The sequence below is a fragment of the Variovorax sp. SPNA7 genome, assembly GCF_033807855.1.
Lineage (GTDB): Bacteria > Pseudomonadota > Gammaproteobacteria > Burkholderiales > Burkholderiaceae_C > Variovorax > Variovorax beijingensis.
On record NZ_CP138513.1, the window covers coordinates 3,841,617 to 3,859,720 of the forward strand.

An 18,104-nucleotide genomic window follows, 5' to 3' on the forward strand; every position below is an offset into this window, starting at 1 on the left:
CAACGGCTGCTGATGCCCGAGTTCTTCTCGGCCCCCGCATTCGCGCTCTGGGGCTCACCGGTCAGCTGGCTCGAACTCGTGGCCGCGGTGCTGGCGCTTGCGATGGTCGGCTGCAACATGCGCGAGATCCACTGGGGCTGGCCGCTGGCCATCGTCAGTTCGCTTCTTTACGTGGCCGTGTTCGCGCAGGCGCGCATCTACGGCGATGCCTCGCTGCAGGTGTTCTTCGCCGTGGTCGCGCTCTGGGGCTGGGCGCAATGGCTGCGCGGCCATCGCGCCGATGGCAGCGCATTGCGCGTGAGCCGGCTTTCGCCGCGCGGCATCGCGCTGGCACTCGCGGCCTGCGCACTGGCATGGCCCGCGGTCGCCCTCTTCCTGCGCCGCTTCACCGACACCGACGTGCCCTGGTGGGACGGATTCTCGACCGGGCTCAGCCTCGTCGGCCAGTTCCTGCTCGGGCGCAAATTCATCGAGAACTGGTTGGTCTGGCTGGCGGTGAACGTCGTGAGCGTGGGCCTGTTCATCCACAAGGGCCTGTGGCTCACGGTCGGGCTCTACGCCGTGTTCGCGGTGCTCAGCGTGGCTGGCTTTCTTGCGTGGCGCACGCGCATGCACGACGGGGCAGCAGCGCGCTCATGACGCCGATGCTGCCGGCTGGATGCGTGATTGCGCTGCTCGGTGCCGAGAGCACCGGCAAGACCGAACTCGCCCGCGCGCTCGCGCAGCGCCTGCAGGAACGCGGCATTGCCACCACACTGGTGGACGAATACCTGCGCGAATGGTGCGACCGCGAAGGCCGCACGCCCCGCCCCGACGAGCAGCGGGCCATCGCGCAGGAACAGACGCACCGCATCGATGCCGCGGCCGCTTCGGGCGTGGTGGTGGCCGACACCACGGCCCTCATGACCGCGGTCTACAGCGAACTGCTGTTCGGCGACACCTCGCTGCATGCCGACGCGCTGGCGGCGCAGGCGCGCTGCGCGATCACCCTGCTGACCGCGCTCGACATCCCGTGGATCGCAGACCCGTTGCGCGATGGCGACCACGCGCGCGAACCCACCGATGCGCTGGTGCGTGCGGCGCTCGCGGGCGCGGGGCTTTCGTTCGCGGTGGTGCATGGCACCGGCAGCGAGAGGCTCTCGAATGCGTGGAACGCCATCAATTCCATCGCCGGCAGCGAGGGTCGGGCCCGCGCACGGGGCCGCCTCGAATCCAAACCCGCTTCCTGGTCATGGCCTTGCGAGAAGTGCTCCGACCCGGAATGCGAGCATCGGCTTTTCAGCGACCTGATCGGACGCCGCGACGACACGCCTTCAACCCCCAGCTCGGAGACCTGATCGATGTTCCCGCCTCGCTTCTCTCGCTTTTGCGGCTTCTTCCTTGCCGCGCTGCTGGCAACGGCTGCCACGGCCGCGCCTGTCGCGGCCACCGTGGAGAACGCCACCACAGCCACTGCCTGCGCCGAGGAAGACAACGTGTCGCTGGTGTTGCGCGGCGAAGGCATCCGGCGCATGCGCATCGAGGCGCTGCAGCCGGCCTACCTCGACAGCATCGGCAACGACATCACCGCCCCCGATTTCTCGGGCTGCAACTTCGACGGCGGCGCGCATCCCACCGATCCGGCGCACAAGTTCAAGCCGCGCCGCGTGGTGCTGCTCGACGACGCGCAGTGGCGCATCGTCGGCATGACGCTGCCCAGCTTCTGGCGGCCGCAGCAGGTGCCGGTGCGCGTGGGCGCGCGCACGGACCGCGGCTTCCACCTGCTGCAGATCTTCCGCAAGGAGGAAGGCAAGGCGCTCGAAGCGCTGGTGCTCTATCCGGCCGACGGCTACTGGCGCATCAAGCCGCTGCCGCAGGCACGCTTCGGCGACGGGGTGTATGGCTCGTCGTTCCTGCTCGGCCCGGTCGAACAGGGCAGCCGGCCGGTGGTCGACATCGCGTCGATCCGCATCGTGCCGAAGCCGCTGGCCGTCCACCTGCGCTTCGTCGGGGGCGGCAGCGCCGTGGCCAAGGTGTCCGAGATCAGCCGCGAGCGCACCGCGCTCGACGTGACGCTCTCCAAGCCCACGGCGGACGCGCGGCCCTTTGCCGTGCTGCGCTCGATGTACGTGGCGCCCGACAACGCCGACGTGAGCGAGCTGCGCTGGCAGGAATCGCCCGAGGCCGCGGAACAGGTGCTGCCGCTGCCCGATGTGAAGACGCTGAACGCCACGCAGGTGCGCTTCGGCCGCAGCCTGCCGTCGCGCCACAACACCAGCGCGCCCGACATCGCCTTCAGCGACTTCGACGACAAGGCGCCGCGCTGACAACGCGCTGAGGCCGGCTGCCTGCGCCGGCCGGGGGCTAGCCGGCGCGCCGGACCTCGCCCGGCGTGGCGCCGAGCACGCGGCGCATGCAGCGCGCCATGTGGCTCTGGTGCGAAAAGCCGCTCTCCAGCGCCACCTCGCTTGCGGCCATCGCGCTGCGCACCAGCAGGCCGCGCGCACGGTCGACGCGCCGATGAACCACGTACTCGTGCACCGGCAGGCCGGTGGAACGCTTGAACTGCGTCTTCAGGTGCGACGCGCTCAGGCCTGCGACCTCCGCCAGCCTGGCCAGTGAAAGATCGCCGTCGAGGTGCGTCTCGATGTAGTCGGTCACGCGGCGCAGCTGCGGCCGCGTGAGGCCCTGTGCCGGCGCCGCCTCTTGCCGCCGGTGCCCGCCCAGCAGGTGCACCGCCAGCGCGGTGCCCAGGCTGTCGGCGTAGAGGGTGCCGTTGGGAAAGCCGGCGCGCCTTTCGGCGTCGAGCGCCCAGGCAATGTGCTCGATGTGCGCGTCGCGCAGCTGGTGGCGCTCCGCCAGGCTGGCCCGTTCGGCCGGCAGGCCCATTTCCTCGGCGGTGCGGCGCAGCAGCGATGGCGGCATGCGCACGACCAGCGAGGTGCTGGCGGCTTCCTCGTGCCAGATGTCGGAGGTGCCGGCGGGCAGGATGTCGATGTCGCCCCGCGTATAGCGGAACTTGTGCAGCCGGCAGGCGCCATTCACCGGCGCGCCCGCATGCACCTTGATGCGGTGGTCGGGCACGGCCTCGAGGCCGACCACGCCGCCGGGCGTGTGGCGCACGTGCACGTTCAGATGGGTGTCGGAGGAGGCGTCGTGGCTCATCGGGCCATTATCCGGCGCTGCGGCGCAACGTGCCCGCGCGTCGCCGTCCGTTCGTGCTGCACCGCGGCCGAACGTGCGCGACCCTGCGGGCCGCTTTCCGGATCATCGGCTGTCATGAACACAACCACCCAAGACACGCGATCCATGGACCACGCCACCACCGGCAACTACGCAGGCAAGAAGGCCGTCATCACCGGCGGCACCATCGGCATGGGCCTGGCCACCGCGCTGGCACTGCTGGAAGGCGGCGCCGAAGTGCTCGTCACCGGCCTGAATCCCCGCAACCTGGAAGCCGCGCGGCGCGCGCTGGGCCCTCGCGCCCACGTCGTCGCATCGGATGCCGGCTCGCTTGCGGACATCGACGCACTCGCAACGCTCGTGCGGGAAAAGCTCGGCCACATCGACCTGCTGCACATCAACGCCGGCATCTCGACGCTGGAGCCCTTCGAGCAGGTCACCGAGGCAGGCTACGACCGTGCCTTTGCGATCAACACCAAGGGCCCTTTCTTCACCGTGCAGCGCCTGGTGCCCCTGATGCCCGCGGGCGGCGCGGTGGTGGTCACCTCGTCCATTGCGGACGAGGGCGGCATGCACGGCCTGAGCGTCTACAGCGCGACCAAGGCGGCCCTGCGTTCCTTCGCCTCGGGCTTCGCGGCGGAGCTGGTGGGGCGCGGCATCCGCGTCAACGTGGTGAGCCCGGGCTTCATCGACACGCCCACGCTCGGCATTGCCGACGCCACGGCCGAGGAACGCGCCGAGTTCATCCGCCTGGGCGACCAGATCACGCCGATGCGGCGCCACGGCACGGCCGCCGAGGTGGCGCGCGCGGTGCTCTTCTTCGCCTTCGAGGCGACCTTCACGACCGGCGCGCGGCTCACCGTCGACGGCGGGCTGGGGCAGAACCTCACGCCGGCCGCCGCCTGATCACACACCAAGGAACAAAAGCACATGACCGACGTTTCCCTCATCGGCCTCGGCCCCATGGGCATCGCACTCGCGCGCGCCCTTCGATCGAAATACACGCTGACGGTGTGGAACCGCACCGCCGAGCGCGCCGAGCCGCTGCTGAACCAGGGCACGGTGCTCGCGGCCAGCGCGCTCGCCGCGGTCCAGGCCAGCCCCGTGGTGCTGGTCTGCGTGGCCGACTATGCGGCGTCCCGCGCGATCCTCGCTGCGCCCGGCGTGGCCGACGCGCTGCGCGGCAAGGTGCTGGTGCAGCTGAGCACCGGCACCCCGCAGGACGCGCGCGACGACTGGGCCGCATTGAGCGGCGTGGCCTACCTCGACGGCGCCCTGCTCGCCACGCCCAGCCAGATCGGCCGGCCCGACACACCCCTCTTCATCTCGGGCGAAGAACGGGCGCTGGCCGCGTGCCGGCCGGTGCTCGAAGCCGTTGCCGGCAACATCCAGTACATGGGCGAGCCCATCGGCAACGCGGCCGCCTGGGACCTGGCCACGCTCTCGTGCATGTTCGGCGCGATGAGCGGCTTCTTCCACGGCGTGCGCATCTGCGAATCCGAAGGGCTGCAGGTGAACGCGTTCTCACAGATGATCGGCGCAATCTCGCCGGTGCTCGGTGAAATGATCACCGCCGAGGGCGAGGCCATCCACGCCGGCAAGTACGGCGAACCCGAGAGCTCGATGGCCACCTGCGTGGGCTCGGGCCGGCTCTTCGCGAAGCAGGCGCGCGAAGCAGGCCTCGATGCGAGCTTTCCGGATTTTCTGATGGGGTTGTTCGACCGCTCATTGAATGCAGGCTTGGCGAACGAACGGCTGGCCGCGATGATCAAGGTGCTGCGCCAGCCCGCTTGAGCAAGGCCGGCGCGCCAAGACCTACTGGACGATCGGGCTCCCAGGGATCTGATCCGTCGGCGGCCTGAAGATCTGCGCCGCATCGACCGCATCGAAGCGGTACTGCTTGCCGCAGAAGTCGCAGCCCACCTCGATGTCGCCGCGCTCGGCCAGGATCTCCTCGGCCTCCTCGACGCCAAGCCCGCGGATCATCTGCGCCACGCGGTCGCGGCCGCAGGTGCACGCGAAGTGCGGACCCAGCAGGCCCGCCTGCGGCTCGAAGCGCAGCAGCTTCTCTTCCCAGAACAGGCGGCGAAGAATGGTCTCGATGTCGAGCGTGAGCAGCTCGTCGCGCGTGAGGCTCGAGGCGAGGATCGAGATGCGGTTGTAGTCCTCGTTGCGGCCGATCTGGTCTTCGTTGGCCTGGTCGTGGTCCCTGTCGGAAGTGCCGGAGGTGCCTTCGAGGTTGCCCTCGCCCTTCACCGGCAGGCGCTGGATCAGCAAGCCGGCCGCCACATTGTCGTCGGCCGCGAGCACCAGCGTGGTGTCGAGCTGTTCGCTCTGCAGCATGTAGTGCTGCAGCACGTCGCTGAGCCTGCCGAGCTTCTCGCCCTCGTCGTCAAACAGCGGCACCACGCCCTGGTAGGGCGTCGTGCCCGGCAGCTTGTCCTTGGGGTCGAGCGTGATGGCGCAGCGGCCCTTGTTGTTGACGTTGACCATCTCGGGCAGGCGCGCATCGGCTGGCAGGTCGCCGATCACCTTGGCGGTGGCGCGCAGGCTCAGGTCGGGCTTGGCCTCGGCCACGGCCACCTTGACCGGGCCGTCGCCGAAGATCTGCAGGATCAGCGCGCCGTTGAACTTGATGTTGGCCTGCATCAACGTGGCCGCGGCCGTCATCTCGCCGAGCAGTTCGGCCACCGGCGGCGGGTAGGCGCCGGTGGCGGTGTTGGAGGCGCGCCGCGCCAGGATTTCCTGCCACGCATCTGTCAGGCGCACGATCATGCCGCGCACCGGCAGGCCATCGAACAGGAATTTGTGCAGCTCGCTCAAAACGGATTCTTCTTTCTGTTGGGCCTGCGCAGTGTCAGGCGATTTTCTTCAAGCCCTTCGCATAGCGAATGGCGTTTGCTACGTAGTGATCGGAGCCGTGCCGCAGGCGGGCGGCGTCTTCGTCGCTGATCGTGCGCATCACCTTGGCGGGCGAACCGAAGATCAGGGAGTTGTCGGGGAACTCCTTGCCCTCGGTCACGACGCTGCCGGCGCCAACAATCGAATTGCGGCCGATCTTCGCGTTATTCAAGACCACGGCCTGGATGCCGATCAGCGAGTTGTCGCCGATGGTGCAGCCATGCAGCATGACCTGGTGGCCGATGGTGACGTTCTCGCCGATGGTGAGCGGGCTGCCGGGGTCGGAATGCAGCATCGACATGTCCTGCACGTTGCTGTTGCGCCCGATGGTCATCTTCTCGTTGTCGCCACGCAGCACCGCACCGAACCAGATGCTCGCGTTGTCGCCCAACTGCACGTTGCCGATCACCTCCGCGCTGTCGGCGACCCAGGCGCCGGTGCCGAGTTGCGGCGCAACGCCGTCGAGTTCGTAGAGGGCCATCGTGGAGTCTCCGGGGGCAAAACCTAGAATTGTAGGGATGCACCCCCGATTGAGCGCGCTGGCCGCGCTGCGACTCACCGACCCTGAACAGAAGGTTGCGGCAACGCGCGCCACTGCTGCCCTGGCCGCTACCGATTCCATAGCAATCGACCCTCTGCGCACCGTGGGTGATGACGTCGGCGTGCCGGGCCGCCCCGAACGGCCGCTGCGCGTGGCCGCCACCGCCGTGCAAAAGCGCTCGCCCTTCACGCCCGAAGGCCGCGCCGCGCTGATCCATTCGATCTGCCACATCGAGTTCAACGCCATCAACCTCGCGCTCGATGCCGTGTGGCGCTACGACGGCATGCCCGAGGCCTACTACCGCGACTGGCTGCGCGTGGCCGACGAGGAGGCGCAGCACTTCACGCTGCTGCATGCGCACCTGCAGGACATGGGCTGGCGCTACGGCGACTTCCCGGGCCACGACGGGCTCTGGAGCATGTGCGAGAAGACCAGGGACGACGTGCTCGCGCGCATGGCGCTGGTGCCGCGCACGCTCGAAGCGCGCGGGCTCGACGCCACGCCGCTCATCCAGGCCAAGCTCAAGCGCGTGAACACGCCCGATGCGCTGCGCGCGGTCGAGATCCTCGACATCATCCTGCGCGACGAAGTGGGCCATGTGGCCATCGGCAACCGCTGGTACCGCTGGCTCTGCGAGCGCGCCGGCTGCGACCCCGAGGCGACATACCCCGAACTCGTGGCGCGCTACGAAGCGCCGCGCCTGAAGCCGCCCTTCAACCTCGAAGCCCGCGGGCGGGCGGGCTTCAGCCCCGAAGAGCTGCGCGCCCTCTCGGCCGGCGGCAAGGACTGAACGGGAGGCCTACGCGGGCCGGGCGTGCACGACCAGCTTGGGCGTGAAGTACTGGAGCACCTCGCCCCGCTGGTTGAGCGTGCGGCAGCGCATCGTGACCATCGCGCGGCCGGGCTTGGAGCGCGAGGGCGTGATGTCGAGCACTTCGCTCACCACGTGCAGCACGTCGCCGGGCCGCGTCGGCTTGGGCCATTGCAGTTCGCCGCCCGAGCCGATGATGCCTTCGGCGAGCGGAATGCCGCTTTCCACCATCAGCTTCATCGTGAGCGCCGCCGTGTGCCAGCCGCTGGCCGCAAGGCCGCCGAAGAAGGTGCTTTTCGCGGCCTCTTCGTCGGTGTGGAAGGGCTGCGGATCGAACTGCGATGCAAAGGCCTTGATCTGCGCCACGTCCAGCGCGTGTTCGCCGCTCTGGAAGCGGTCGCCGACCGACAGGTCTTCGAGGTAGAGCGCGCGCTTGGCGTCCGGGTCGTCAGGGAGTGCCGGCATGGGAGTTCCTTGTAGTGCCTGCGCGCATTCTCGAACAAGCGCTCAGACGCGCTCGAGGATGGTGGCAATGCCCTGCCCGCCGCCGATGCATTGCGTGGCCAGCGCATAGCGGCCGTTCTCGCGCGCAAGCAGCGAAGCCGCCTTGCCCGTGATGCGCGCACCGGTCGCGCCCAGCGGATGGCCGATGGCAAGGCCGCCGCCATCGAGATTGATCTTCGCCGCGTCGAGGCCGAGATCGCGGATGCAGGCCAGCGCCTGCGACGAGAAGGCCTCGTTGAGTTCGATCACGTCGAGGTCGGCCGCAGCGAGGCCCGCACGCGCCAGTGCCTTGCGCGTGGCGGGAATCGGGCCGATGCCCATGACGGCCGGGTCGACGCCCACGGTCGCAAAGGACTTGATGCGCGCGAGCGCCTGCAGGCCATGCTTCGCGGCGAAGGCATCGCTGGTCACGAGCACGGCGGCGGCGCCGTCGGTGAGCGGCGACGAAGTGCCGGCCGTCACCACGCCATCGGCACGGAACACTGGCTTGAGGCCTGCCAGCGCCTCGGCCGAGGTGGCCGGTCGGATGCAGCCATCGGCATCGACCACCTCGCGCGAGGCCAGGCGCACCGGCACGATCTCACCCGCGAACCGCCCTTGTGTGCGCGCAGCGGCGGCCTTGCGGTGCGACTCGACCGCGAAGGCTTCCTGGTCGGCGCGGCTCACGTTCCAGCGCTGCGCGACGTTCTCGGCGGTCTCGCCCATCGAGATGTAGGCATCGGTGTCTTCTTGCAGCTCAGGGTTGGGCGAGAAGTTGAAGCCGCCCTGCGGCACCATCGTCATCGACTCCACGCCCACGCACAGGAAGGCCTCGCCCATGCCCGCCTCGATCTGTGCCGCGGCAATGTGCACGGCCTGCATCGACGAGCCGCAGAAGCGGTTGACCGTCATGCCGCCCACCTCGTGCGGCAGGCCGGCAAGCAGGCCGACGATGCGTGCGAGGTTGTTGCCCTGCGAGGCCTCGGGGTACGCACAGCCCAGGATGATGTCTTCGAGCAGCGCGGGGTCGAGATCGGTGCGCTGCAGCAGGCCGCGGACCACGCCGGCGGCCAGCGTGTCGGGGCGCACCTCGGCGAGCGCACCCTTCTTCGCAAAGTGGAAAGGCGAGCGGGCGTAGGCCGAAATGACGGCTTTCATGGAAACACTCCTTGGTCAAAACCTACCATCCAATCGGTAGGTAACGAGGTCAAAAAATAGGCACGCGCTGCGTGCCCGCGATGCCGCCCGGCGATCAGCCGGGCAATGAACTCCTGAGCTGCGCGATGGCTTCGTCGAAGTCTTCGACGCGCCCCGTCATGCGCGATGCGAGCAGCGCACCCTGGCACACCGCGAACACATAGGCCGCCTGCGATGCAAGCGATGCGCCCTTCTCCTGCCGGGCCGGCGCCAGCGCGCCCAGCACGCCCGTGAGCCACATCACCTGGGTGTTGCGCAGTTCCTGCACGGCCTGGCGCAGTTCCTCGTCGATGCAGTCCCAGCCGGGTGTCATCGCCCCCGCGGGACACATGCCCGAGCCAGCCTTGAGCGTGTTGCGGAACATGCGGAAATACGATTCGAGCGCGTCCTTCGGCGTGCGCACGCGCGCCGCGTCCCAGTCCTTGAAGAGTTGGGTGGCCTGCCGGATCACCGCAATGCCCAGCGCTTCCTTGGTTGGAAAGTGGTGGTACAGGCTCGCCTTGCGGACGCCGACCGCATCGGCCACATCCTGGAAGCTGAAGCCCAGGTAGGAGCGCGTTTCGATCAGGTGCCGCGCCACCCCGAGGATCTGCTCCCGGGTGCTGCCGGCGGCGAGTGCGGTCGAAGGGGCGATGGCGCTGCTCATCTACCTACTATAAGGTAGGGAAATCGGAACCACAAGCCGCAGGGTCAATCGGCCTTGATGTTCGCGGCCTTCACGATGCGCCCGTTGCCTTCGAACTCCGAGGCGATCTCCTTGGCAAAGGCCGCGGGGGTGCCGCCGGTCGGCACGTTGTCGGTGGCCGTGAGCTTGGCGCGCAGTTCGGGGCTGGCCAGGGCCTTGTTGATCTCGGCGTTGTACTTTGCGATCAATGCGGGCGGCGTGGCCGCGGGCGCGAAGACGCCGAACACCGAATTGATGTTCGCCGCGCTGTAGCCCAGCTCGGCCAGCGTGGGCACCTGCGGCAGGCTCTCGAGCCGCGCGGGCGCACCCACGGCCAGCGGACGCAGCTTGCCCGACTGGATGTGCGCAGTGAGCGTCGGGCTCGCATTGCTCGAGAGAATCTCGAACTGCCCGCCGAGCGCATCGTTGAGCTGCTGGCCGCCGCCCTTGTAGGGCACGTGCGTGATGTCCACGCCCGCCGCCGCCTTCACCTGCTCGAGCACGATGTGGCCGAGCGATGCCGGCCCCGAGGTGGCCCAGCGCACCGCACCGGGCTGCGCCTTGGCATCGGCGATCAGCGCGCGGAAGTCCCGGGCCTTGCTGGCCGGCGTGGCAATCAGCAGCACCGGCGAATACATCACGCTCGCCACCGGCGCGATGTCCTTCAGCGGATCGAAGGGCAGCTTGCCGAGGTGCGGACTCAGCACCAGCGGGCTGATGGCCGAGAAGCCCAGCGTGGCGCCGTCGGGTGCGGCCTTGGCCACGGCGTCCATGCCGATGGCGCCGCTGGCGCCGGCGCGGTTGTCGACGACCACCGTGGTGCCCAGCTGCGTGGCGAGCCTGTCGCCGAGCGCACGCGCGACCACGTCGCTGACGCCGCCTGCGGGATACGCCACGATGATGCGGATGGTCTTGGGAACGGCCTGGGCCTGTGCGCCGCCGGCAGCGAGCAATGCCGCCGCGACCCAGATTCTTTTCTGCATGAACGAAGTCTCTTTGCTGTTGATGAAGTGAAGGAACACCGCGCCTTCAGCCGCGCGGGTGGTGCTGCGCATGCAGCTGCTTGAGGCGCTCGCGCGCCACATGGGTGTAGATGGTGGTCGTGGAGATGTCGGCATGGCCGAGCAGCAATTGCACCGCGCGCAGGTCCACGCCGTGGTTCAGCAGGTGCGTGGCGAAGGCATGGCGCAGCGTGTGCGGCGACAGCGGCACATGGATGCCGGCCGCGGCGGCCTGCTTCTTCACGATGATCCAGAACATCACGCGCGTCATGCCCGCACCGCGCGCGGTCACGAACAGGTCGGGCGTCTGCTGCCCGCCGAGGATGGCGGGGCGCGACTCTTCCAGGTAGCGCTCGATCCAGCGCCGCGCCTCGCCGCCGAAGGGCACGAGGCGCTCCTTGCTGCCCTTGCCGAGCACGCGCAGCACCCCGTCGTTGAGGCTCATGTCGATGACCTTGAGCGCCACCAGCTCGCTCACGCGCAGGCCGCTCGCGTACATCAGCTCGAGCATCGCGCGGTCGCGCAGGCCGAGCGGGGTTTCGACGTCGGGCGCGGCCAGCAGGTCGTCCACCTGCTTTTCCGACAGCGTCTTGATCGCCCGCGGCATCTGCCGCGCGGGCGCGAGCCGGATGCTCGGGTCGGCCGCGATGCGGCGCTCGCGCAGCGCCCAGCGGTAGTAGCGCTTGAACACCGTGAGCCGCCGGTTGGCCGAGGTGGCCTTGCCGCGGGTCGACAGGCGCGCGCCCATGTAGGCCTGCAGGTCGGACTCCTGCGCCGTGTCGAGCGCGCCGCCGCTGCGCTGGCTGCCCAGCCACTGCGCGAACAGCGCGAGGTCGCGGCGGTAGGCGGCCAGCGTGTTCTTCGACAGCCCGTCCTCGAGCCAGAGGGCATCGATGAAATCGTCGATCTCGGGGGTTTGTGTGGCGGCGGCCTCGGTCATGCGCTGCAAGATAACAAAAAGAAAAAGCCGCCCGTGGCGCGGGCGGCTTTGGCAGGGTTGGCGAGGCTCAGTCGAGCTTGAGCTTCTGCTTGGCGACGACCTGCTTGTAGACCTCGTATTCGGCCTTGATCTGCGCGGCGAACTGCTCGGGCGTGTTGGCCACGATCAGCGAACCCGTGTCTTCGATGCGCTTCTTCACGGCCGGGTCTTCCACCGCCTTCTTCACGCCGGCGTTGATCTTGTCGACCACTTCCTTCGGCACGCCCTTGGGGCCGAGGATGCCGTAGTACGCCATGCGGTTGACCGGCTCGAGCCCGACTTCCTTGAAGGTCGGTACATTGGGCAGCGCGGCCAGGCGCTGCGGCGCCGACACCACGATGGGAATCAGCCGGCCGCTCTGGATGAAGGGCATGGCCGACGGGATGTTGTCGAACATGATCGGCACCTGGCCGGCCACCACGTCGTTGAGCGCGGGGCCCGCGCCGCGGTAGGGAATGTGCGTGACGAAGGTGTTGGTGAGGCTCTTGTAGAGCTCCATCAGCAGGTGGCCGATGCCGCCCGTGCCCGAGGAGGCGTACGAGTACTTGCCGGGGTTCTTCTTGAGCTCGGCCACGAACTCCGCATAGTTCTTGGCCGGGAAGCTCGGGTTGACCGCAATGATGTTGGGCGTGGCCGCGATGTTGATGATCGGCGTGAAGTCGTTGATCGGGTCGTACGGCACCTTGGGGTTGATGGCCGGGTTGGCCGCCGTGCTCGAGACCGTGGCCACGCCGAGCTTGTAGCCGTCGGGCGTGGCGCGTGCCGTTTCGGCCGCGCCCACGATGCCGCCGCCGCCCGCGCGGTTGATCACCACCACCGGCTGGCCCAGCACCTTGCCGAGCGGATCGGAAATCACGCGCGCCACGATGTCGGTCGTGCCGCCCGGTGCAAAGGGCACGCTCAGTTCGACCGGCTTGTTGGGATAGCCCTGCGCGAAGCTCTGGCCCGCGGCCGCGACCAGCGCGGCGGCTCCCACCATGGCGCCCCATTGACGACGTTGCATCTATAACTCCTTGATTGACTGAGGGATGTCGAAAAACCAAAGCCCCGGATGCTAGCGGCTTCGCACTTGACCCGTGCTGTGGATTACCCATGGTCCGCCACGGTTTATGCTCGAAGCGGTGAACTTCGCCCAGCTGCTCTTCCCGGATTTTTCGCTCATTGCCATCGGCTGGCTGCTTTGCCGCTACACGGCGCTCGACCGCCGCGTCTGGGACCAGGTCGAAAGCCTGGTGTACTACTTTTTATTCCCGGTGCTGCTGTTCCACTCGATCGTGCGCAGCCCGCTCGATTTTGCCGCCACCTCGAGCCTGCTCACCGCTGGCGTGGGCATCGGCCTCAGCGGCATCGCGATGGCCTACGCGCTTCCCTACGCACCTGGCCTCGGTTCGCACATCGACCGCCGCGACCATGCGGCCAGCGCGCAGATCGGGTTCCGCTTCAACTCCTTCATCTGCCTAGCGCTCGCCGAGCGGCTGGCCGGTGCGCAGGGCCTGCTGCTGATTGCGGTGCTGATCGGCGTGTGCGTGCCGATGTTCAACATCGCGGCCGTCTGGCCGATGGCGCGGCATGCCGAGAGCGGCTTCGCGCGGCAGCTGGTGCGCAATCCGCTGATCGTCGCCACGCTGGCCGGGCTGCTGGCCAACGTGCTGGGCTTCACCGTTCCGAACTGGGCCACGCCCACGCTCACGCGCATCGGCGCCGCATCGCTCGCGCTCGGCCTGCTGGCGGCGGGCGCGGGCATGCAGTTCGCCACGCTGGGGCGCGGCAAGGTGCTGGCGGTGTCGGTGCTCGCCATACGGCATCTGTTCCTGCCGCTGGTGGCTTGGGGCCTCTCGCTTGCGCTGCGGCTGGACGCGACGCAGGCCTCCGTGCTGATGGCGTTTTCCGCCGTGCCCACGGCCTCGAGCGCCTATGTGCTGGCGGCGCGCATGGGCTACAACGGACCGTATGTGGCAGGCCTCGTGACCCTGTCCACGCTGCTGGGGGTGGCGAGCCTGCCGTTTGCGCTGGCGCTGCCGCGCTAGGACTCGTTCGGCGTTTCGGGGCGCTGCGCCAGTGCCCAGGCCACATGCTCGCGCACCAGTTCGCTCGGGTCCGAGGCACGCGTGGCCAGTGCCTCTGCAGCGCTGCTTTCGCCCGCGCGCAGTGCGTTGCCCAGAGCCACCGCGATGTTGCGCAGCCAGCGTTCATGGCCGATGCGGCGGATCGGGCTGCCTTCGGTGAAGCGAAGAAAATCTTCCTCGCTCCAGGCAAAGAGCGCGGCCAGCGCCTGGCCGGTGAGCCCTTCGCGCGCATCGAAGTCGGGCAGAGCGCTCTTCTTTGCGAACTTGTTCCAGGGGCAGATCAGCTGGCAGTCGTCGCAGCCGTAGATGCGGTTGCCCATCAGGGGCCGAAGCTCCAGCGGGATCGGCCCGCCGTGCTCGATGGTGAGGTACGAAATGCAGCGCCGCGCATCGAGCCGGTACGGCGCAACGATGGCCTTGGTCGGACAGACATCGATGCAGGCGCTGCAGCTTCCGCAGTGCGCGGTGACAGGCTCGCTTTCGGGCAGCGCCATGTCGACGTAGATCTCGCCCAGGAAGAACATCGAGCCCGCGCTGCGGTCCAGCACCAGCGTGTGCTTGCCGCGCCAGCCCTGGCCGCTGCGGGATGCAAGCTCGGCTTCGAGCACCGGCGCCGAATCGGTGAAGGCGCGATGGCCGAACGGGCCCACTTCCTCGGCGATGCGTTCGGCCAGCCTGGCCAGCCGCGCACGCATCACCTTGTGGTAGTCGCGGCCGCGCGCATAGACCGAGACGATGGCTTCGCCGGGCCGCGCGAGCCGATCGAACTCCACGGCCTGCCAATCATCGAGCGGCGTGTCGCGCGGCAGGTAGTCCATGCGTGCCGTGATGACGCTCACCGTGCCCGGCACCAGTTCGGCCGGCCGCGCGCGGCGCGTGCCGTGCGCGGCCATGTATTTCATCTCGCCATGGAACCCATGGGCCAGCCATTGCATCAGACCTTCCTCGGCGCTCGATAAATCGACGCCCGCGATTCCGATTTGGGAGAATCCGAGTTCCCGGGCCAATGCCTGAATACGAGCAACGAGTGGATGGCTGACGATCACTTGCCGATTGTAGAAACGCCGAAGAACGCCGGCCGCACGCTGCACTGGCGCAGCGAGGACGACACCGACGCCTTCGCGCGCGCGCTGGCGGCCTCGCCCGCGCTGCGCGATGCCTTCATTGCGCTGCACGGCGACCTCGGCGCCGGCAAGACCACCTTCGTGCGCCACCTGCTGCGCGCGCTGGGCATCGAGGGCCGCATCAAGAGCCCGACCTATGCCGTGGTCGAGCCGCACGAAGCGCCCGACGGGCTTGCCATCTTCCATTTCGACTTCTACCGCTTCAACGATCCGCGCGAGTGGGACGACGCCGGCTTCCGTGACATTTTCGCGGGACCGGGCCTCAAGCTCGCGGAGTGGCCAGAAAACGCTGCCGGCCGCACACCAATTGCCGACCTCGCTATTAAAATAGAAGCAATGACAGACGACACCCGCAGCGTGACCCTCCTGGCGAACACTCCCCGCGGCAGCGCCCTGCTGACGCAGCTCCGCGCATGAAGGCCAGCGGCCTCAAGCGGCGCGTGCTGCTGCAGGGCGGCAGCGTCGCGCTGATGCTCGGCGTGCATCAGATCGCGCGCGGCGCCACCATCCTCGCCGTGCGCGTGTGGCCCGCGGCCGACTACACGCGCGTGACCATCGAATCCGATGCGCGGCTGCACTCGCAGCAGCTGGTCGTCGGCAGTCCGCCGCGGCTGGCGGTGGACATCGAAGGCATCGACCTCAACCCCGAGCTGCGCGACCTCGTCGGCAAGATCAAGCCGGGCGACCCGTACATCAACGGCCTGCGCGTCGGCCAGAACGCACCCAAGGTGGTGCGCATCGTGTTCGACCTCAAGCAGGCGGTGGTGCCGCAGGTGTTCTCGCTGGCGCCCATTGCCGCGTACAAGCACCGGCTGGTGCTCGACCTGTATCCCGAAAAAGCCATCGACCCGATGGAAGCGCTGATCACCGAACGCCTGCGCGAGGCACCGCGCGGCGGCAACGGTGGCGGCAACAACGGCGCCGTGGCGAGTGCACCCTCGGTGCCGCCGCCGGCCGCGCCCTCCTCGGGCCTCGCGCCCGACGGCGGGCCGCCGATCCTCGTGCGGCCGTCGCCCAGCGTGCCCGCGCCGCGCCCTGCGCCCGGCAGCATCGCGCCAGCTCCCTCCCGCCCGCCGGCCACGGCGGCCGCGCCCGCACCCGATCCGCTGGGCGAGCTGATGGCGCAGCAGTCGACCCGGCCCAGCCCCGTCGTGCCACCCGCGCCGACCATTGCGCCTGCCGTACCCGTGGCGCCTCCCGCGCCCCTCGCGTCCGCACGCGGCGGCGCCACCGCGAGCCGCACCGACCGCATCATCATCGTGGCGCTCGATCCCGGCCATGGCGGCGAAGACCCGGGCGCCATCGGCCCCAACGGCACGCGCGAAAAAGACATCGTGCTGCAGATCGCGCACCGCCTGCGCGACCGCATCAACGCGAGCAGCGTCAACGGCAACCCGATGCGCGCGTTTCTCACGCGTGACGCCGATTTTTTCGTGCCGCTGGGTGTGCGCGTGCAAAAGGCGCGGCGCGTGCAGGCCGACCTCTTCGTGAGCATCCATGCCGATGCGTTCACCACGCCCGCCGCGCGCGGCGCGAGCGTCTTTGCGCTGAGCCAGAGCGGCGCCTCGAGCAGCGCCGCGCGCTGGCTCGCCAACAAGGAAAACGAAGCCGACAAGGTCGGCGGCGTGAACGTGGGCAACCACGAAGTGCAGGTGCAGCGCGCGCTGCTCGACATGAGCACCACGGCGCAGATCAACGACAGCCTCAAGCTCGGCGGCGCCATGCTCGGGGAGATCCGCGGCATCGGTGCGCGGCTGCACAAGCCCGCGGTAGAGCAAGCTGGTTTCGCGGTGCTCAAGGCGCCCGACATTCCCAGCGTGCTGGTCGAAACGGCGTTCATCAGCAACCCCGAAGAAGAAGCCAATTTGCGCAGCGTCAGCTACCAGGAAAGCCTTTCCGATGCGCTGATGCGCGGCATCCAGCGCTACTTTGCGCAGAACCCGCCGCTCGCGCGCAGCCGCCAGCTTTGAGCGTCGCGCGCGCCGTGCCGTCCCACGCCGGCCGGCCCGTGGCAACGCACAGGCAGGCGCGGCAGGCTCCTACACAGGGAACCGGCGCCTTTTGCCCATCATGGATGCATCACTCTAGAAAGGTGGACACCATGATGATGAAGGCACGAATCTGGATGACCGCTGCAGCGGCAACCGCGGTCATGGCGCTGGCAGGTTGCGCATCCGGCCCCAACCAGAACCTGGGCACCGGTATCGGCGCGCTCGGCGGCGCGGCCGTGGGCCACGCCATCGGCGGCAACACCGGCAGTACCCTGGGCGGCGCGGCCATTGGCGGCGTGATCGGCAACCAGGTGGGGCGCAGTGTGGACGAACGCAACTACTACGAGAGCCAGCGCGCCTATCCGCCGCGCAGTTACTACCCCTACAACGGGCCGAGCTATTGACTCGATTCCACTCTCACTGAAGCGCGCCGCGGGCGCGCTTTTTTTTGCCTGCCGTCAGGCCTTCGAAGGCAATTGCGCACGCGCCTTTTCCGCACGCGATGCACGCCACGCGCCGAAGATCGCGATCAGGCCCGGCACGAAGATCAGCGCCCAGATGATCTTGTCCAGGTGCTCGCGCACGAACGGCAGGTTGCCGAAGAAGTAGCCCGCCGTTGCGATGCCCAGCACCCAGATCAGCGCGCCAACCACGTTGAACATGGTGAATTTCGCGCGGTTCATTTCGGCCACGCCAGCCACGAAGGGTGCGAAGGTGCGAATGAAGGGCATGAAGCGCGCAAGGATGATCGTGATGCCGCCATAACGCTCGTAGAACGCGTGGGCCTGGTCGAAGGCCTTGCGGTTGAAAAAGCGCGAGTTCTCCCACTGGAAGACCTTGGGCCCGAAAAAGCGGCCGATGCTGTAGTTGCACTGGTCGCCCAGGATGGCCGCGGCAATGAGCACCGCGCAGGCCACCGGAAAGCTCATGAGCCCCACGCCGCACAGCGCGCCCACGATGAAGAGCAGCGAATCGCCGGGCAGGAAGGGCATCACCACCGCGCCTGTCTCCACGAACACGATCAGGAAGAGCAGCGCATAGACCCAGGGGCCATAGGCGACGACGAAGGCCTCGAGGTGTTTGTCGACATGCAGGATGAAGTCGACGAGAAAGCTGATGATTTCCATGGTCGCGGATTATCCTTGCTGCGCGCCGTGTGGCGTCCCACGACGAATTCGGAGATT

At 68.4% G+C, this 18,104-nt stretch carries 21 protein-coding genes; 10 read left to right on the forward strand and 11 right to left on the reverse strand.

Going from position 1 to position 18,104, the window contains the following annotated elements; translation table 11 throughout:
• Positions 1 to 12: 12 nt before the first annotated feature.
• From pnuC to RZE77_RS18020, 3 genes are read left to right on the forward strand one after another with little or no spacing between them, the layout of a single operon-like run.
• A complete protein-coding gene (gene pnuC / locus RZE77_RS18010) occupies positions 13 to 639 on the forward strand; it encodes a nicotinamide riboside transporter PnuC (protein ID WP_319438623.1) in 627 nt (208 codons plus the stop codon).
• Positions 636 to 1,337: an ATP-binding protein gene (locus RZE77_RS18015; protein ID WP_319438624.1), complete on the forward strand. Its 702-nt coding sequence runs from the start codon at positions 636 to 638 to the stop codon at positions 1,335 to 1,337. The genes pnuC and RZE77_RS18015 overlap by 4 nt, the downstream gene beginning before the upstream one ends.
• A 3-nt stretch (positions 1,338 to 1,340) precedes the next feature.
• Entirely contained in the window at positions 1,341 to 2,306 is a 966-nt protein-coding gene (locus tag RZE77_RS18020; protein WP_319438625.1) for a hypothetical protein, read from the forward strand.
• A 37-nt stretch (positions 2,307 to 2,343) separates the two neighbouring features.
• Here RZE77_RS18020 and RZE77_RS18025 read toward each other — a convergent pair whose 3' ends face one another.
• Entirely contained in the window at positions 2,344 to 3,144 is an 801-nt protein-coding gene (locus RZE77_RS18025) for an AraC family transcriptional regulator (protein WP_319438626.1), read from the reverse strand.
• A gap of 144 nt (positions 3,145 to 3,288) precedes the next feature.
• Here RZE77_RS18025 and RZE77_RS18030 point away from each other — a divergent pair, with 144 nt between their 5' ends.
• Positions 3,289 to 4,068: an SDR family oxidoreductase gene (locus RZE77_RS18030; RefSeq protein ID WP_319438627.1), complete on the forward strand. Its 780-nt coding sequence runs from the start codon at positions 3,289 to 3,291 to the stop codon at positions 4,066 to 4,068.
• 24 nt (positions 4,069 to 4,092) lie between these two features.
• Positions 4,093 to 4,956 (forward strand): NAD(P)-dependent oxidoreductase, encoded by an 864-nt coding sequence (locus RZE77_RS18035; protein ID WP_319438628.1) that lies wholly within the window; start codon positions 4,093 to 4,095, stop codon positions 4,954 to 4,956.
• A gap of 21 nt (positions 4,957 to 4,977) precedes the next feature.
• Here RZE77_RS18035 and hslO read toward each other — a convergent pair whose 3' ends face one another.
• Both hslO and RZE77_RS18045 read right to left on the reverse strand, forming a co-directional pair.
• Positions 4,978 to 5,985 (reverse strand): Hsp33 family molecular chaperone HslO, encoded by a 1,008-nt coding sequence (hslO, locus tag RZE77_RS18040; RefSeq protein WP_319438629.1) that lies wholly within the window; start codon positions 5,983 to 5,985, stop codon positions 4,978 to 4,980.
• A gap of 34 nt (positions 5,986 to 6,019) precedes the next feature.
• The gene (locus RZE77_RS18045; RefSeq protein ID WP_062366495.1) at positions 6,020 to 6,544 is read right to left on the reverse strand and encodes a gamma carbonic anhydrase family protein; all 525 of its coding nucleotides are present in this window, start codon (positions 6,542 to 6,544) and stop codon (positions 6,020 to 6,022) included.
• A 37-nt stretch (positions 6,545 to 6,581) separates the two neighbouring features.
• Here RZE77_RS18045 and RZE77_RS18050 point away from each other — a divergent pair, with 37 nt between their 5' ends.
• Positions 6,582 to 7,394, forward strand: coding sequence for a ferritin-like domain-containing protein (locus tag RZE77_RS18050; protein WP_319438630.1), 813 nt, complete (start codon positions 6,582 to 6,584; stop codon positions 7,392 to 7,394).
• Between the two features lie 9 nt (positions 7,395 to 7,403).
• On the opposite strand, the gene RZE77_RS18055 is transcribed toward RZE77_RS18050, so the two are convergent.
• The 6 genes from RZE77_RS18055 to RZE77_RS18080 form a co-directional block, all read right to left on the reverse strand.
• Positions 7,404 to 7,880: a MaoC family dehydratase gene (locus tag RZE77_RS18055; protein WP_319438631.1), complete on the reverse strand. Its 477-nt coding sequence runs from the start codon at positions 7,878 to 7,880 to the stop codon at positions 7,404 to 7,406.
• A 42-nt stretch (positions 7,881 to 7,922) separates the two neighbouring features.
• Positions 7,923 to 9,056: a thiolase family protein gene (locus RZE77_RS18060; RefSeq protein ID WP_319438632.1), complete on the reverse strand. Its 1,134-nt coding sequence runs from the start codon at positions 9,054 to 9,056 to the stop codon at positions 7,923 to 7,925.
• 94 nt (positions 9,057 to 9,150) lie between these two features.
• The gene (locus tag RZE77_RS18065; RefSeq protein WP_319438633.1) at positions 9,151 to 9,741 is read right to left on the reverse strand and encodes a TetR/AcrR family transcriptional regulator; all 591 of its coding nucleotides are present in this window, start codon (positions 9,739 to 9,741) and stop codon (positions 9,151 to 9,153) included.
• A 44-nt stretch (positions 9,742 to 9,785) separates the two neighbouring features.
• Complete coding sequence (locus RZE77_RS18070; RefSeq protein ID WP_319442378.1) at positions 9,786 to 10,742, reverse strand: Bug family tripartite tricarboxylate transporter substrate binding protein; 957 nt, start codon at positions 10,740 to 10,742, stop codon at positions 9,786 to 9,788.
• A 46-nt stretch (positions 10,743 to 10,788) separates the two neighbouring features.
• Positions 10,789 to 11,700, reverse strand: a complete 912-nt coding sequence (gene xerD / locus RZE77_RS18075) for a site-specific tyrosine recombinase XerD (protein ID WP_319438634.1) — start codon at positions 11,698 to 11,700, stop codon at positions 10,789 to 10,791.
• Between the two features lie 67 nt (positions 11,701 to 11,767).
• Positions 11,768 to 12,742, reverse strand: coding sequence for a tripartite tricarboxylate transporter substrate binding protein BugE (locus RZE77_RS18080; RefSeq protein ID WP_124961055.1), 975 nt, complete (start codon positions 12,740 to 12,742; stop codon positions 11,768 to 11,770).
• 106 nt (positions 12,743 to 12,848) lie between these two features.
• On the opposite strand from RZE77_RS18080, the gene RZE77_RS18085 reads away from it, so the two are divergent.
• Positions 12,849 to 13,766, forward strand: coding sequence for an AEC family transporter (locus tag RZE77_RS18085; protein ID WP_319442379.1), 918 nt, complete (start codon positions 12,849 to 12,851; stop codon positions 13,764 to 13,766).
• On the opposite strand, the gene queG is transcribed toward RZE77_RS18085, so the two are convergent.
• Positions 13,763 to 14,851 (reverse strand): tRNA epoxyqueuosine(34) reductase QueG, encoded by a 1,089-nt coding sequence (gene queG, locus RZE77_RS18090; RefSeq protein ID WP_319438635.1) that lies wholly within the window; start codon positions 14,849 to 14,851, stop codon positions 13,763 to 13,765. The genes RZE77_RS18085 and queG overlap by 4 nt on opposite strands.
• On the opposite strand from queG, the gene tsaE reads away from it, so the two are divergent.
• The 3 genes from tsaE to RZE77_RS18105 all read left to right on the forward strand — a co-directional run bounded on the left by tsaE (position 14,837) and on the right by RZE77_RS18105 (position 17,324).
• On the forward strand, positions 14,837 to 15,346 hold the full coding sequence (gene tsaE / locus RZE77_RS18095; RefSeq protein WP_319426752.1) for a tRNA (adenosine(37)-N6)-threonylcarbamoyltransferase complex ATPase subunit type 1 TsaE: 510 nt from the start codon (positions 14,837 to 14,839) through the stop codon (positions 15,344 to 15,346). The genes queG and tsaE overlap by 15 nt on opposite strands.
• Positions 15,343 to 16,899: an N-acetylmuramoyl-L-alanine amidase gene (locus RZE77_RS18100; RefSeq protein WP_319438636.1), complete on the forward strand. Its 1,557-nt coding sequence runs from the start codon at positions 15,343 to 15,345 to the stop codon at positions 16,897 to 16,899. Before tsaE ends, RZE77_RS18100 begins: the two co-directional genes overlap by 4 nt.
• Positions 16,900 to 17,033: 134 nt before the next feature.
• Positions 17,034 to 17,324 (forward strand): glycine zipper domain-containing protein, encoded by a 291-nt coding sequence (locus RZE77_RS18105; protein ID WP_319438637.1) that lies wholly within the window; start codon positions 17,034 to 17,036, stop codon positions 17,322 to 17,324.
• Positions 17,325 to 17,378: 54 nt separating this feature from the next.
• Here RZE77_RS18105 and RZE77_RS18110 read toward each other — a convergent pair whose 3' ends face one another.
• Positions 17,379 to 18,047, reverse strand: coding sequence for a DedA family protein (locus RZE77_RS18110; protein WP_319438638.1), 669 nt, complete (start codon positions 18,045 to 18,047; stop codon positions 17,379 to 17,381).
• Positions 18,048 to 18,104: the final 57 nt, after the last annotated feature.